Source organism: Tessaracoccus sp. ZS01 (genome assembly GCF_022342445.1).
Classification (GTDB): Bacteria; Actinomycetota; Actinomycetes; order Propionibacteriales; family Propionibacteriaceae; genus Arachnia.
Genome location: NZ_PQFE01000012.1, coordinates 1 through 15,699, shown reverse-complemented (window position 1 = coordinate 15,699; position 15,699 = coordinate 1). Strand labels below are relative to the sequence as shown.

Annotated in this window: 14 protein-coding genes; 4 read left to right on the top strand and 10 right to left on the bottom strand. The window is 60.3% G+C overall.

Translation table 11 applies throughout. The features are described from left to right. Positions 1-2: 2 nt before the first annotated feature. The 3 genes from C3E87_RS14945 (at position 3) to C3E87_RS10730 (ending at position 2,521) form a co-directional block, all read left to right on the top strand. A complete protein-coding gene (locus tag C3E87_RS14945; protein ID WP_143571001.1) occupies positions 3-1,283 on the top strand; it encodes a glycosyltransferase family 4 protein in 1,281 nt (426 codons plus the stop codon). Between the two features lie 363 nt (positions 1,284-1,646). Next, entirely contained in the window at positions 1,647-1,928 is a 282-nt protein-coding gene (locus C3E87_RS14940; RefSeq protein WP_076062606.1) for an N-acetyltransferase, read from the top strand. Continuing rightward, the gene (locus C3E87_RS10730) at positions 1,928-2,521 is read left to right on the top strand and encodes a sugar transferase (RefSeq protein WP_076062604.1); all 594 of its coding nucleotides are present in this window, start codon (positions 1,928-1,930) and stop codon (positions 2,519-2,521) included. Before C3E87_RS14940 ends, C3E87_RS10730 begins: the two co-directional genes overlap by 1 nt. A 241-nt stretch (positions 2,522-2,762) precedes the next feature. On the opposite strand, the gene C3E87_RS10725 is transcribed toward C3E87_RS10730, so the two are convergent. The 9 genes from C3E87_RS10725 to C3E87_RS10685 form a co-directional block, all read right to left on the bottom strand. Then, on the bottom strand, positions 2,763-4,040 hold the full coding sequence (locus tag C3E87_RS10725) for a lipopolysaccharide biosynthesis protein (RefSeq protein WP_076062602.1): 1,278 nt from the start codon (positions 4,038-4,040) through the stop codon (positions 2,763-2,765). Next, positions 4,030-5,355: a glycosyltransferase gene (locus tag C3E87_RS10720; protein ID WP_076062599.1), complete on the bottom strand. Its 1,326-nt coding sequence runs from the start codon at positions 5,353-5,355 to the stop codon at positions 4,030-4,032. Before C3E87_RS10720 ends, C3E87_RS10725 begins: the two co-directional genes overlap by 11 nt. Continuing rightward, positions 5,352-6,419 carry an O-antigen ligase gene (locus C3E87_RS10715; protein ID WP_158069075.1) on the bottom strand — a complete coding sequence of 356 codons (1,068 nt, stop codon included), beginning with the start codon at positions 6,417-6,419 and terminating at the stop codon, positions 5,352-5,354. The genes C3E87_RS10720 and C3E87_RS10715 overlap by 4 nt, the downstream gene beginning before the upstream one ends. A 233-nt stretch (positions 6,420-6,652) precedes the next feature. Continuing rightward, complete coding sequence (locus C3E87_RS10710) at positions 6,653-7,717, bottom strand: glycosyltransferase (RefSeq protein WP_076062593.1); 1,065 nt, start codon at positions 7,715-7,717, stop codon at positions 6,653-6,655. Positions 7,718-7,803: 86 nt separating this feature from the next. Continuing rightward, positions 7,804-8,661 (bottom strand): glycosyltransferase family 4 protein, encoded by an 858-nt coding sequence (locus tag C3E87_RS10705; RefSeq protein WP_076062591.1) that lies wholly within the window; start codon positions 8,659-8,661, stop codon positions 7,804-7,806. A gap of 242 nt (positions 8,662-8,903) precedes the next feature. Further along, positions 8,904-10,091 carry a non-hydrolyzing UDP-N-acetylglucosamine 2-epimerase gene (gene wecB / locus C3E87_RS10700; protein WP_076062589.1) on the bottom strand — a complete coding sequence of 396 codons (1,188 nt, stop codon included), beginning with the start codon at positions 10,089-10,091 and terminating at the stop codon, positions 8,904-8,906. Between the two features lies 1 nt (position 10,092). Next, entirely contained in the window at positions 10,093-11,214 is a 1,122-nt protein-coding gene (locus C3E87_RS10695) for a capsular biosynthesis protein (RefSeq protein WP_076062586.1), read from the bottom strand. Between the two features lies 1 nt (position 11,215). Further along, a complete protein-coding gene (locus C3E87_RS10690) occupies positions 11,216-12,259 on the bottom strand; it encodes a polysaccharide biosynthesis protein (protein WP_304442053.1) in 1,044 nt (347 codons plus the stop codon). A 159-nt stretch (positions 12,260-12,418) separates the two neighbouring features. Then, entirely contained in the window at positions 12,419-13,783 is a 1,365-nt protein-coding gene (locus tag C3E87_RS10685; RefSeq protein WP_076062584.1) for a polysaccharide biosynthesis tyrosine autokinase, read from the bottom strand. A 216-nt stretch (positions 13,784-13,999) separates the two neighbouring features. Here C3E87_RS10685 and C3E87_RS10680 point away from each other — a divergent pair, with 216 nt between their 5' ends. Further along, entirely contained in the window at positions 14,000-14,818 is an 819-nt protein-coding gene (locus tag C3E87_RS10680) for an SGNH/GDSL hydrolase family protein (protein ID WP_076062581.1), read from the top strand. Positions 14,819-14,856: 38 nt separating this feature from the next. Here C3E87_RS10680 and C3E87_RS10675 read toward each other — a convergent pair. Continuing rightward, on the bottom strand, positions 14,857-15,699 hold an 843-nt coding region (locus C3E87_RS10675; RefSeq protein ID WP_143570999.1), incomplete at its 5' end, for a prolyl oligopeptidase family serine peptidase.

The following is a 15,699-nucleotide window of genomic DNA, read 5'->3' as shown; positions in this document are numbered from 1 at the left end:
ACTTGCGCATCGGGATACTAAGTCAGTGGTACGACCCCGAACCCGGGCCAGCATCAACCACGGGAGTTATGGCTCGGCAACTAGTGGACCTCGGCCACGAGGTTTACGTGTTGACGGGATTTCCGAACTATCCCGATGGAAGAGTCGCGGCAGGTTACCGCCAAACCCCTCTCTTCCAGGAAGTGCTGGACGGCGTAACCGTCCTCCGTGTGCCCCTCTATCCAAGCCATGATGCATCTAGCGTTCGCAGGATCGCGAACTACACGTCCTTTGCGGTGAGTGCCGCGCTCCTAGGGGTTCCGCGCCTACCCCAGCTCGACGTCCTCTGGGTGAACTATTCCCCGATCACCCTTGCTCTGCCCATGTGGCTAACGCGCTATGGCCGCCGCGTCCCGGTCATTTGCGAGGTTGCAGACTTGTGGCCAGATACGTTGGCAGTCGCCGGGCTGAGGTCCAGCGGCCGGGTGGCGCAATTGGGCTGGGGACTGATCGACGCATGGTGCAAGGCCATGTACGCGTCCTCACGAGCGGTCGTTCACATATCTCCCAGCGCTGGCTTGACACTAGAGGGACGAGGTGTGCGTAACGAACGTCTACACTACATCCCCAAGGCAACTAACGAGGAGATCTACCACACCCACGGGAGTTCTCTTCGCTCGGCACTCAACATCGCAGCTGACGCCAACGTGCTCCTTTACGCTGGCGCGATGGGCGCAGCTCAGGACCTTGGCCCGCTGCTTCAGGCCTGCGCCGCGATTGAGCCCCAATGGCGTCCAACTGTGTTGCTGGCTGGGTCCGGCACCCAAGAACCCCTGCTTCGAGACATGACGGTCCAGTTGGGACTTTCGACTGTGCACTTCCTAGGGCGGGTCCCCGAGGAAGACATGACCGACTTGATGGCTACCGCGGATGTGGCGTACATCAGCTTGGCGCAGCACACCACCAGCGGAGTCACGATGCCTAGTAAGACTCAGGCAATATTGGCCTCAGGTAAGGCCATCGTTGTCGCCGGAGACGGGGATGTGGCCGACCTAGTCAGCAGTCGCGGGGTTGGCTTTGCCGCTGCACCAAGCGATGTGCCGTCCATTGAATCTGCTCTGCGGTCTTGGCTGTCCGCGGGCCGGAGCGGAACTACCGAACTCGGTGTCCGGGCACGACAGCTTTACGAGAACGAGTTTTCCGTCAGCCGACTCGGAACACAGGTGGATTCGCTCGTCAATTTGGTCACTTCCACTAGCGCCCAACACCCGTCCAGAAGCATGAGCCAGAAGAGAAAGCGATAGGTGCGAATATGGAGCTCAAGCTGTCATTCGAAACCGCAGACGTTCCGGCACTGGCCGAGCTACACCGGCGTGCTTTTCCAGACTTCTTCCTTTCCAGCTTAGGGACTGACTTCCTTGAGGAGTTCTACGCTGGTTTTCTCGAGGACTCGACTTCGATCATCGCGTTCATTCGAGGTCACGAGGGTGCCCCAGTCGCCGTCGCCGTTGGCACTACAGAACCGGCTGGCTTTTACCGCAGATTACTGCTCCGCCGTTGGTCCGGGTTCGTGAGGGCCTCGCTTCGAGCGACTCTTCGAAACCCCGCGGCGTTACCACGCCTCGTGGCGGCAGTGGCCTACCGAGGGGGGCATCAGCGCCCCCCCCATGGCCGCTCTGCTCAGTTCCATATGCGTCAGCCCCGAAGTTCAAGGCGGCGGCGTGGGGACCAAAGTTCTTACAGCATGGACAGCGCGTGCGGCCCAAATGGGCGCCGGGTCTGCATACCTGACCACCGATGCAGAGAACAACCGCGCCGCAAATGGGTTTTACTTGCGAACTGGCTGGAAACATGCTGGGCAAATAGTAGAGGGGAGGGGACGAGTGATGAACGTGTACCGCCACAATCTCGTGTTGTCCCCATCCGCGGAACGGGGAAACTGCCCATAATGGATATGTATCGGGCCCGAGATGTCATCGCATCGACCCTGGGCCTAATTGTCCTGTCGCCGATCTTCCTGATTACTGCCGTCGCAGTCAAACTTGATTCACAAGGCCCCGCCATATATCGCCAAGAACGCGTGGGACAGAATGGCACGGTTTTCAGAATCCGCAAATTTCGCTCGATGGTGACCGGTGCCGGATTGTCGGTCTCCACCACGACGGACCCCCGGATCACCCGAGTCGGGAAGGTGATCCGTTTAACGAAGATCGATGAACTCCCTCAACTCTTTGATGTGTTGCTTGGTGATATGAGTCTTGTTGGCCCGCGACCCGAAGTTCCTGAATTCGTTGAACACTGGCCCGAGGAGGCGCGCGTCACGATCCTGTCCGTACGGCCTGGGATCACCGATCCAGCTTCGGTTGTTTTTCGTGACGAGGCGGCCATCCTAGCGCTATCCGATAATCCAAGACGCACCTACATCGAACAGATTCTTCCACAGAAGGTAAACCAATACCTGCACTATGTGGCGAACCGGACGTTCCAAGGTGACTTGCGCGTTCTCGCAATTACCGCCTTGGCCATCGTTCGTCAAGGATAGCCGTATTCCGCTGAGGTGATCCACTCCTTAGGACTGTGGGGATGGGCAGCGCTTCTCGCCTTGACGACACGCTGCCCCTCGGAGCTGAGGTTCTGTGCTCCGGGCCAGCACCCAAGAGAGATGTCACCTATGCGTGCAGCAGTCACTTGTTGCCCCAGGCCAGAGAATCCACCCGGCACGACGGGGTCAGCATTGAGGGACATCGACGACAAGCACGTGCTGGCTAGCCTTTGAGAAACCCCTAAGACCGTACGACACCCAGACTCATCGCGCGTAGGGAGAGGGGGATGATCGCCAAATACACGGGGAGTGTGGCCCAACTCGCCAGTGCGACCGTTTCGTCAATTCGGAGCCCGTTGGCACCCCCCAGCAAGTACGCCGCAGAAGTCACCAGCACAGCGAAGACCTGCCAGACGAGCATCCACACTTGCCGTCGGTATACGGTGAAGGTGGTGGTGAGGGTGGTTGTAACGAACCTTCCCCACAGGATCGGCAAAAGTGCTAGTGCAATCATTTCGGTCAAAGACCAGGCGGAACCGAAAATCGGAACGACCAAGTATCGGCAGAACAAAACGAGTCCAACGAAAATCGGAACGGACAATAGCAACAACCCGACCAACACTCGAACCCACAGAAAGCGAGCACGGTCGGGCCTGCTCTTCCGATCAGCGCTCTCGCGCAGATACACTTGAGACACCGCTGTCAGAATCACGTTAAGTGGCAATCCCACCATCCCCATCGCAAGAGAGAACATGCCCAACTCGTCGGGCGTGTAGAAGAGGGCGAGAAGGAAGATCTGACTGTTCCAAGCGAGGGAATTCAGCAAGGCAGTCGGAGCGTTCACTGAAGGGAAGTCTCGATACCGGTGGGCAACTCCGCGAAGTTCACCAGTCCCACGAAATGAAAGGGCGACTAGCAGCACCGACTTCAACCGCCCCCTGGCCAAAAGCCCAATGCTGACAAAAGACTGCAGGAGGGCACCCACGAGAAGCCCCCCAACACCAACACCTAATAGGCCACCGCCGATTTGGACAACTACGGAAGCGCCCTTCTGCAAGGGGGGAAGGTGACTGAGCCGGGAGAACTCGCCTGCCCTCGTGGCCAGAGCCGTGAACGAGAGGGAAACACCCGCCGCAAACGTTCCGACCGGCAGCAACAGCGCCCAGTGTCCCATCGACACGAGCAGGCCGCCGCCGAAGAACTGTGATGCGATCAGGAACAAGAGCAGAATCGCTGAGGAGATGGCCACGCTCAGAATTGAAATGACAAAGAGTCCAATAGCGATCCTGTTGCCATCACCATTGCGAGCGGGAAGAATCACCGCAGCGTCGTACTTGAGCCCCGCCACACTACCCGCGATTACAACCACTGAAGAGAAAAGGCCAAGCACGCCATACTCGGCGGGAGAGTATATTCGTGTGATCAACGGCATTGCGCCGATGGCTATGAGTTGCCCCAGTGCAGTGCCGGAGGCCAACAAGGTGATCGCCCGCAGTGCGGGACCCGGTTTACGACCCACTGGGCTCATCTTTACTCTGGGCGCCTCGCACGTTACTGCTGCCAGAGTCCGCGACAGCACAGAGAACGCCCTCCAGGATTTTCAACTGACCTTTCCGCGAAAGTTGCTTGGCCTCGGGAAGATCTGCCAGTAGTGAAGCCGACGGCTTAGTCCTCAACACCTGGACCATCACTTCGCATGCCGATTCCAAGTCGTCCACCATCCAGCCGAGGCGATTATCCTTCACGACGTGCGCTGCCTCCCCGTGGACATACCCGACCAGAACGACCGGTCTCCGAGCAGCCGCATACTCGAAAAGCTTAGCCGGCAAGGTGCCCGCCTCACGTGGATCATCCCAGAGCAGAAGGATAAGCATGTCCGCGCAGCCCTGGATCTCCAGCGACTCGTCATGCCCGACTGGATCATGAAATTGAACAAGTTGTCGCACGCCTTCAGCATCGATGATCGTGGCCAGCAAGTCTGGATCCGATCCCAAGAAGTGAAACCGTATTTCTGAAGGCGTCAAACTTAACGCTCGGGCAGCACGGAAAAGCAATAGCGGAGAGCGCCGCCCACCGTAGAAGTTGTTCCCGACATAAAGCAGGTTTACCCTTGCTGAGCTCAACGGCACGCGCTGGCCAAGCGGTCTCAGAGTGACGTCATCCGCGCCGTTTCGAACCACAGTCGAGGAAATTGAAAAGCGCTCCGTCAAGTGCCGCGCCATAGTGTCTCCGATGGCGGTGGTTGCCGATGCCCCCGCCAAGATCCGACGCTCGACGCGACTATCAATTCGTCTACGAAGCGAACTAAACGCATAGTAATCGCCGGTAGTCCACAGATCGCGGTAGTCAGCGACCCAGGGGACGGAGTAGCGTCGTGCGAGAGCCGATGCGATGAGGTGGCTGGCAAAGCTCGGCCCAGAGGCGAGGATCACGTCGATCTTCTCGTCCGCTAGTATTCTCCCCCCCTCTAAGTACGCAAAGGGAATCCATCCCCCCTCTTGATCTGGAAAGGAGAGCAGTTCATGAGCCAGCCGGGAAATCCATTTCCGAGCGCGCCCTAGGGGCCCTCCGCCACTTCCTTGAGCTCCGACGGCAGGAGGCGGAGGCGCTTGCGTGATCAGGCCCGGGCGAATGTACCGGAGAATCGGAAGACGAATCCACGGCGTCCGTACCACATCAGATCCGTCCCCTCGGTCCCTGCCCCAGGGTCCGCCTTTCGTCAGTGCTATCACGTGGTGTCCTTGTGAACGCAGAAACGACGCAATTCGGCTAGGTCGGACTGATCCAATCACTGGCTCGGGAGGAAAATGGCTCGAGATAACCAGGACCCTCATGGCGAAACCCTTCCATCTGCCTCGGCAAAACCCTGGGTATGCGGCACCGGAGTCCACTCGGCGTGCAACCGGTGAGGACTAGAACCTTTCGGTGAGACGCCCTCGTGCGACTTGCGCACGCTTGAAATCAGCAGGGCCATGAAGAGAACCGCCCAGGCAGGCCGGAAGTTCGAGTACGCCGTCAGGGTAGTCATCATTATGGTGACTCCAACAGTGGCGGCGAATATAGGAACGCTGCACCAAGAAGCACGAAGCGCTGTGAGGATGATGCCGAGGAACAGCAAGAGACCAATTACGCCTCCGTCTACTAAGACTTGGAGGAAGTGATTATGCATCACATGGTGGTCCAAGGGTGCGCCGTTTGGGCCGAAACCGACGATGAATCGAAAATCGGATGAAGCCACTAGGTCGACACCACTCTTCCATATGTCGGCCCGTAAACTGCCACGATCTTGAACGAGAGCTTCGATGGAAAGCCGGGCCCGAACAGACTCAGGAACGAGGGGCCACACGTACTCCGACACAATCAGGGTGCATACAGCGCCCACTGTGCCAACGATGGCTAAGTTCCGGATACCCCGTCCTGCTTGACGAATGGAAACAATCAGGATCACGACGAGGGCGGCGATCACACCCGCTCGGGAGCCGGTCAGGACAATGATGTAGATGGAGCCGACGGTGGATGCCGCCGCCAACAACCGTCTTGTTCCTCCCGCAGTGATCGAGGATTCGACGAAGTAGGCTAACGGCAGAATCAGATAGGCGCTGAATTCATTCGGGTCCGATCCGCCAGACTCAAGCACCAAATGCGTCCTCGCACCAAGGCGGCTCTGCTCACCGAATGCGAAAAACATCGCGGCGGCGAAGATCGCCATGACCGTCCATGACCGACGAATCAACCAATAGTCGTGACTGTTAAAGGGCAACTGGGCCATTAGGACTAAGACCGCGGTCAAGAGGACAACGCCCAACGCGGATGTCATACTTGCTGTCACCGACGTCACGGTCCAACAGACAGCCATCAGCATCCACGCCGTGTAGGCAATCCAAAAGCGCGCTGCCATGGTGAACGCTAGAACTGTGTGTTTTCGGTATAGAACTATGAGGGTGCAAGCGCCGAGAACGACGCTGACGAGTCGCTGAACCGATCCAAGCGAGCCCCATTGAAGCATGGTAAGGGGAAGAGAAGCGATGAAAAGTGCAACCACTACGCCCGAGGCACTGACACCAGACGCAGGCGAATGAGGCCGACGACTTCCACTATGAACTACAGCGGGGCAACGTTGATGCGACACGCTCAGCCCGCCCGGTACAATTTGCTGTAAGCATTGACGCATTTGTCCCACGAGAACTTCAGAGCTCTCTGCCGTGCGTTTCGGCTCAGTGCTTTTCTGAGAGGCGCATCCTGAACTAAGCGCTCCATGGCGTTCGTCAACGCGGCGACATTCTGCGGTGCTACAAGCAGCCCCTCCTCTTCATCCCTGACAGCATCCACCACGCCGCCCACCGCCGTGACTATAGATGGCAGGCCCGTCGCCATTGCTTCGAGAAGTGATAGGGGGAACCCCTCAGAGCGTGAACCAGAGACGAAGATATCCGAGGTCAACAAGATTGACCGCACGTCTTTGCACTGTCCGAGAAGGTTCACATGTGCCTTCAAGCCAAGAGTCTCGATCAAGTCCTGCAACTCCGCGTAAAGGGGACCGCCCCCAACGATTGTCAGAAAACAATCCTCACGCAGACTTGGCAGCATGCCAGCAAAAGCACGTACGAGGTTCCCGTGTGCCTTAACCGGAAGCAGAGAGCCAACAGCCACAAACCTTGTACCTTGGCGCTGCACCGAGTCTCGATCTGGGGACGGCGCAAACCAGTTCGTGTCAACACCATTTGGAATCAAGCAGACCCGCTCGGAGTCGAGGTGAAATTCGGAAACAGCAGATCGCGTAACGGCGTTCGAAATTGACACCAACTGGAACCCCTGGTGCCGAAGGACACCGCGGACCATGCGCATTCGGAGGCCTCGCTCGGCGAAGCCAGCGATGTTGTGGAGGGTGTGAATGCGGGTCACAGGGCGAGGGAGCAACGCCGAGCCGAGGGAGACGTGCAGCAACGAGCCGATGTTAGTATGGATCACGTCCGGCCTCCTCCGCAGACAGAGCAGGGCGGTTGCCAGCAGCGAGGTAATCCATGAGCGCCGACCGAGCATGACAACCTCCAGTCCGGCCCTTCGTAAACGCGCTACGTTTTCGGCAGTCGCCTGACCCCGTGTGACGATGACGACTATCTCAAAAACATTAGGATCGAACCTTGTTGCAATAGCCAGAACGAAGTTCTCAGCCCCACCCGTCAGCAAGGTGGGCACGGCTAGGAAAACCAGCCGTCGCGTGCATGCCTGCCTATCCTGAGTGCCGGTGCGTCGAGAGTTCAATATTCCGGAATAGATCACAACTAAATCCGCCAGACTCGTCTGTATTGTTCAACAATCTTCGTCGCGGCATAGTCCCGCGTGGCTTTCTTCTTTCCTTCCTGTCCGATTTCATGCCGGAAGTCATCATCTTTCATGACCCAGCTAAGCGCTGCGCAGAGTTCATCTGGGGCCCCAGGCGCGGTCAGCAAGCCTCCACCCTCGTCCAGCATTTCCGGAATGGCTCCCACCCGCGTCGCAACAATGGCTTTACCCAAAAGCATCGCTTCTAAGATCACATTTGGAAAACCTTCCGAATGACTCGGAAGGATGAGCACTTCGGCTGAAGCAAGGTACTCCATCGCATCTTGGTGAGAAAGTTCACCCAGCAGGCGCCATCGAGTGGGCGGGAACCGATCGACGAGTTCCTTCTTGTAGCCCGGGGATACGGCGCCCACGAAGTCCAGATCCCAGTCTCGGTAGGAGGGGGCGAGCTGCGTCCAAGCGGTGAGCAAGTCTTCCACGCCTTTAGACTCTGTCACCCATCCCAAGTAGAGGAGGATCTTCCGCGGCCGCGCCTTTGCCTTTTTGACTTCCCTGAGGGCGACGGGGTTCGGAACGACTTGGACCTTCTCCTGACCCCACCGCTCCACGGCAGACGCGGCACTATTTGCGTCTAGGAGCAACAGATCGTCGATGATTCCGACGAGAAGGTTCATACAGAACGATTCGAAGGCACCGCGCTCGAGAACGACCGGCAAGCGTCCCTGGTGGAGGTGCAGGATTACGCGAGCGCCGACGAGTTTTCCAATGACCGCGATAGCGAAATCCCTCGCGAGCGCAAGCCCCCCGCTAGTCGAGATGTGCAGGACTGAGATCTTCGTTCGCAGAGCGGTTCGCATCAGGCAAAAACTCGTTGAGACGCCGCTTAAGAGACCCCCGCAGACCCGCTCAAGTAGGGTCTGTCCATCTAGAGAGCGTCGTCGCGGACTGGTGTTTATGATCGAATAGGAAACCCCTTGCCGTGACAACTCCGCCGCCACAGTGGCAGTCCAGCGCGTAACGCCGCCCACGGGTGGCATTAGCGGGCTTACCAAGACTAGGTGCGATCGCTGTGCCCAACTCCTGCGGGACAAGAACCTCCTCACGGTCGCTCGGGTCCCGGTATGAAGGCAGGCGGCATAGCTCCATTCGCTTTGCGGTCGACTCGAACAGCATTTCGCGCGTGGTGCGACTGAGCGGTTGAACGGATTAGGTTCAGCACCCGCCGAGATGAGTCAGTAATCAAGTAGTCATGGGGTATGGCGGCAACCCCTGCCTCTCGATGTTGAGAGATAGTGATTGCGACCGCATCCGACACGTCCTTCGGATCCAAGCCGGTGACAATCATCCCGCCAACCTCCAGCGCCTCGGGCCGTTCTATAGCGTCCCGGATCGTCACCGCGGGGAAGCCGAGGATCGTGGACTCCTCGGAGATTGTTCCGGAGTCGGAGATCACACAGCGCGCAGATCTTTGAAGCTTAACATAGTCACTGAAACCGAGGGGTTTGTGCAGAATTACGTTTGCTTTAGGCAGCAGTCCGTACTGCGCGATCCGCTTGCGAGTCCTAGGATGAGTGGAAACAAGCATAGGCACTAGCTGGTCCTCGGCCACAGCAGCCAATGACTCAAGCACATGTTGCAGCCGCTCAATAGAGTCCACGTTCTCTTCACGGTGAACTGAGGCAACTAAGTACTCGCCCTTAGTAAGCGAAAGCCGCTCAAGCACATCCGATGCATCTATGGCCCCGCGATAAAAGTCAATCACCTCACGCATCGGTGAACCCATATGTATGACAGTAGCGGGAGATAGACCCTCGTCCAGCAAATTCCGCCGCGAATGTTCTGAGTAGACCAAGTTGTAATCAGCAACATGGTCAACCAAGTGTCGGTTTATCTCTTCCGGAACATTAGGGTCAAACGAGCGGTTCCCAGCCTCTAGGTGGTACGTCGGCACTTTGAGGCGCCGTGCGATAAGAGCGGAAATACACGAGTTGGTGTCCCCTAAGACAACCATCGCATCGGGCTGTTCCCTCATGAGGACTCGCTCCGTCCCACGCAGAACGTCACCAAGGACTGCGCCCAGAGAACTGGTATCTGCGTCAAGGAAGTGATCGGGACGCCGCAACCCGAGGTCCTCGAAGAAGATCTCGTTGAGTTCATAGTCGTAGTTCTGACCAGTGTGGACGAGCACGTGATCGGTGTGTTGCTCAAAGGCAGCGATGATCCTCGACATGCGGATGATCTCGGGACGCGTACCCACCACGGTCAGTACTTTCAGACGGCCTGCCATCTCAGACCAACTCCTTCACGGTGTCAGGACGGTTTTCGTTGTAGAGCTCATTCACCCAAAACGAGGTGAAGAGGGTTTGCGAACCGGTGTTCGTGATCCTGTGCGGCCACAGAGTCGGCATGTCAATCGAGACGGGGACATCGCCCGTGACGTGGAACGCCAAGACCTGGTTCGTGAAAAGCTTCCGAACCTCGATAGTTGCTTCACCCGCAAGAACGGTGAAGCGCTCGATCTTTCGCCGGTGATAGTGATCGCCCCGGCTGACTCCTGGAACGGTTGTGGAGAAGGAGGACTGGCTCTCGCCACCTGCGCCACGGACGATCTCGAAGAACGAACCCCTAGGATCGGTGTTCTTCCTTAAACGGATCTCAGGCCGGACTGCGAAGGCGTAGGACCGATAGGTGTTGAACAGGTCACGCTCGAATGGGTCCGTCAGGTCAGGAATCAATCCTGATGAGTAAACCTCCGCGAAATGAGCCAGTCGACCGAGGAGTTCGGACACGTGGGTCTGCTCTTCCAGTTCCGCCTGACGCGTCAACGGCACAATTCCCGTAAGCAGGTCCGCTGCGTTCTGCGCGTGCAGAAGCGTGAGCTCCTTGTCGTCGATAACCTTCGGGTGACCGCCCTCTGCCAAAGTGTGACAGAAGGTGGAAGTCACCGCATTATAGAAAGGTCTTCCATGTTCGCCGAATAGGTTCGGCAGGTTCACGTCGACGAACTCCAGGCCTAGTTCGCCTGCTGCGCTGGCGAGAATCGCAGCCGCTTGCTCCTTGGCCTGTCCGTAGACCGAGCCGTTGCCTGCTTGAGTCGAGTTGGCGAACACCACCGCTGACGGCGGATTCTTGACACGACGCAGCGTCTGCGACATCTGGTTTGCGAACAGGACGTTTCCCTCACGGACTTCGTCGTCCGATCCCCTGTTCACGCCAGCTATGTGAATGAGACGTGGGGCCCCCTCGAGCGCCGCCGCCGCCGCGTTGACGTCGAACTCGGCACCAACTGCAACCGGGACGATTGAAGTGCCGTTGGAATGAAGAGCACCTCTCGTGTGCCAGCCAAGAAACCCGCGCGCCCCCGTTAGCGCGACGGCTGGGTTCGTTTCTTCGGGCCACTGCGTCGACACTTCAGCGTGCTCCCACGATGTCTCGGATCTCCGGGAGCCGCATCAGCAGCTCCTTCGTTTCTTCAATGTTCAACTGGTAGGTGTTCGCCGAGGTGTAGTCGTCACTCCGCGAGATGGCCGTTTCGCCCTCGTCGAAGTACAGCTCGTACTGGAGCGAGCGGGCGTCCAGAGGGACACGGAAGTACTCGCCCTCATCGCTCGCCTTCACAATCTCCTCACGGCTAAGGAGCGTTTCGTGCGTCTTCTCGCCGTGGCGAATACCGATAACCCGGATGTCCGGATCATCGATCCCAAACAGACTGGCGACTGCGCGGGCCAAGGTCTCAACGGTGGAGGCGGGTGCCTTCTTGATGAACAGATCACCCGGCGCAGCGTTGGTAAAGGCGTGGTCTACAAGGTCCACGGAGTCCCCGAGTGACATCAAGAACCGAGTCATGGAAGGCTCGGTCAGGGTCAGTGGCTTGCCATCCTGCAGCTGGCGCACGAACAGCGGAATCACAGATCCGCGGGAGTACATCACGTTGCCGTACCTCGTGACCGACACCGCCATGCCCGACTCGGAGAAGTTACGGGCAAAAGCCTGAGCCGTCTTCTCCATCAGCGCTTTGGACATACCCATGGCGTTCACCGGATAGACCGCCTTGTCCGTGCTCAGGCACACCAAGGAACGGACACCCGCGTTCGCGGCGGCCCGGATCACGTTGTGGCTGCCGTTGACGTTGGTCAACACCGCCTGCTGAGGGAAGAACTCGCAGGAAGGAACCTGCTTCAGAGCAGCGGCGTGGAAGACGTAATCGACTCCCCTCATCGCTGGAACGATGCTGCTTTCGTCGCGCACGTCTCCGAGGAAGAATCGAACTCGCTCATCGTTGAGCCGACGGCGCATGTCGTCTTGTTTGGCTTCATCGCGGCTGAAGATGTGAATCCGTTCGACGTTGCGTTCCAGAAGGGAACGGGCCATCGTCGACCCGAAGGATCCGGTGCCACCCGTAATCGCGACGACCGATCCTTCGATTGGGCGTTGGTTGGTGGTTGCTGCCGTCACGGAACGTGTTCCCCCTTTGTGGATCCTCTGGCCCTTGTTACGTTCTCGGACTGGCGAACACGCCCCGTCAAGTCCGACACCCCAAGAACTTCGGCCCGAACCACCATAAGCCCAAGTGCGGCGGGCTTTCCAATTGGGGTCTCGTTGTGATGGCACAGCTCAGGCGGACACAGGCTTCTTAGCGGTGTAGTAGTACCCGTACGTGTCTGAGTGAGAAGCGGGCACGTCGTTTAGGACCACGCCCAGCAGGGTGGCATCGGCGGACTCCAGTACGTCCAGGGCTGCGGCGAGTTGCTGGCGTCTGACCGTCCCCGAGCGTGATACCACCACAGCCCCGCCTGCCTCGGCCGCCAAGACAACAGCGTCGGTGACCGGAAGGAGGGGCGGTGCATCGAGGAGCACGTAGTCGTACTGACGCTCCACGGTCGCAAGAAGGTGCCCCATCGCCTCCGACCCTAGGAGTTCTGATGGATTGGGAGGCACCGTCCCCGAAGGCAGCACGGACAGGTAGCCGGGGGCCACGTCGATGATGAGATCCTGCAGCGAACCGCGCCCCGTCAGGACATCGGAGAGCCCGAGTTGGCTGTCGATCCGCAGCCTCTCGCCCACTTGGGGGCGGCGCAAGTCGGCGTCAATCAGGAGGACGCGCTCACCCGCCAGAGCCAGGACTCGCGCAAGGTTGGTCGCCGTTTCCGTCTTGCCCTCCCCCTCCACTGACGACGTGATGACCATGGATGAGCGGCGCTCGCCGCCCAGGCCGACGAAGCCGATGCTGGTGCGGAGCTTGCGGTAGGACTCAGCGCTGGCCCACTGGACGCCGTCCTTCCCGGCCGCCCGGCCCGCAACCGGCTTCTCGTGGTGGCCGATCTCCGCGAGGACGGAGGCATCCGTGATCTGTGCCAGATCCTCGGCGCTGCGGACCCGGGTGTCAAGGACGCTGCGCAGTACTGCTTGCCCGAAGCCGAGCAGGAGGCCCAAGAGCGCGCCGAGCGCGAGGTTCATTGCCGGGCGGGGGGCAGAGGGTGAAGCGGGCGCGACCGCTGCATCGATCACCGTGGCGCTCACGAGGCGAGTGCCGTCCGGCCCGGCCGGTGCGAGCGCCTCGGTCGAGCGCTGGAGGCTCGCCGCCACTGCGTTGGACAGCTCAGCGGCACCCAGCGAGGAATCGTCCTCCGCAGCAACCTTGATGATCGATGTCGCGGCGGGTGTCGACACGCTCAGCTTTGACGCCAATTGCTTGACCGTCAGATCCAAGCCCAGCTCGTCGATGACCGGCTGCAGCACCAGGGCGGAGGTGGCGACGGAGACGAATGAGCCCACCGTGCGCTCGGCGTACGTCGCGCCCTGAGAGAGTTCGCCCGCCGTGCCGCCGCTCTCCACCGTGATGAAGACGGACGAGGTGGCGCTGTACGTGGGGCTCTGCAGCAAGGTGAAGCCGGCTGCCAGGGCGATACACAGGAATACGGTTGCCAGCGTGCTCCTCCAGTATCGGCGAACGATCTGCAGGTACTGCTGCAACTCCATCAATGATTCCTTGTCCAGCCAGGGCGCTCCAGACCGATCCGGTGCCTTATCCGTTGTTCCACAGGGGATGTTAGGGCGGCGACGGGTCACCGCTTTGTCTACCCTAACCCGAAGTGCCCCGGGTAGCCGACTCGGGGCCGGGTGCACGCCGTCAGAGGCAACGGTGCACTAGCCTCTGAGGCGTTCCGTGAATTTCGATGACAGGAAGACAGGGTCATGCGCACTCCCCGTGATTTCGGCAGGCTGAGCATCATCGGCTTGATCGTGCTCGGCGTGCTCGCCGTCGTCCTGGCCGCCGCCGCGCTGCTGATGAACCGGCCCATCGAGGCCGAGCCCACCCCGAGCGGGAGCTCCGCCGCTGCCGTGACCCCGACGTCGGATCCCGTGGCTGAATCGTCATCACCGTCGGTGGTCGTCTCGGAGTCGGCGACCCCGTCGCCCACCGCAGACGTGAGCGAGAGTGTGCCGCCGGCCGTCGTCGAGACGTCGCCGGAGCCGAATGTGTCTGAGTCGCCGGCCGTCGGCGGGTCCACCGTCGTGGTCATCGGCGACTCCCACTCCATCGGCGACGACACCTGGGTGACCACAGCCGCAGAGGCGCTGGGCTGGGGTGAGGTAGTCAACCTCTCCTCCCCCGGTCGCGGCTACATCACGGCTCCCCGGGAGTGCGACTTCTCCCCGTGCGCGAACTTCGCGAAGTCTGTGGACCTGGTGGTGGACGCGCAGCCTGATCTGGTGGTGACGTTCGGTGGGGTCGCCGACGGGGACTACAGCATCACGCCGGGGGCTGACGCGTACTACGCAGCCTTGAGGAAGGCACTTCCGGACGCCGAGATCGTCGGCATCTCGCCTGTCACCACGGAGGATGTGGCTGAGTACTGGCTGACGCTGCACGGTCGCAGCATCAGCGCGGCGCTGGACGCCGTCGACGGGGTGTTCGTGAGTGCAGGCCAGCCTGGTTTGGGTGACGGCACGTCGTTGTCGGCTGAGGCGCAGGACGCGATTGCTGCGGCTGTCGTGGAGGCGCTGAGTTAGGCCGGCGGGCACTTCGACCAAATCGCAGAGGTGCTGGCTCAGGAAACGAGGCCCGTGTGGTGGGCCGCGAACGCCAGAAGATCGGCCCACTCGCTGGCGACCATCTGCAACGACTTCCCCGCACCGTGGCCGGCTGAGGTCTCCACCCGGAGCCACGCCTCGGCGGGCGACACGGCCTGCAGGGCCGCCGCGAACTTGAAGCTGTGCAGCGGCACCACCCGGTCGTCGTGGTCAGCGGTGAGGATCATCGTCGGCGGGTACTGGGTGCCCTCCTCGATGCGGTGCAGCGGTGAGTAGGCGTAGGCCGCGTCGAAGCCCTCGGGGGTGTCGGGGTCGCCGAAGTCGCTGATCCAGGCCGAGCCAATCGTGAACTTGTGGAACCGCAGCACGTCCAGCACGCCGACGGTGGGCATCGCCGCCGCGAACAGGTCGGGGCGCTGCGTGAGCGCGGCGCCGACGAGGAGGCCGCCGTTGGAGCGGCCGTAGATGGCCAGCTGCTTCGAGGTGGTGACGCCCGTGGAGATGAGGTGTTCGGCGACCCCGATGAAGTCGTCGAACACGCGCTGCTTGTTGGCCAGGCGGCCGTCGTCGTACCAGCGGGTGCCGAACTCACCGCCGCCGCGCAGGTTGGCGATCGCGAGCGCTCCCCCGGCCGCCAGCCACGCGGACCAGCCGGGGCGGTAGTCGGCGAGGACGGGGATCTTGAAGCCGCCGTAGCCGTAGAGGAGCGTGGGGCGGGGGCCCGATTGGTCGTCGTCGGGGGTGATGAGGAAGTACGGGACGGGGGTGCCGTCGGCGCTGGGCGCGCGGTGTCGCTCCATGGTGAAGGACGGCGCGAACCGCTCGGAGGCCGCCGAGAGGCTGATGGGCTGGGCGGGGAG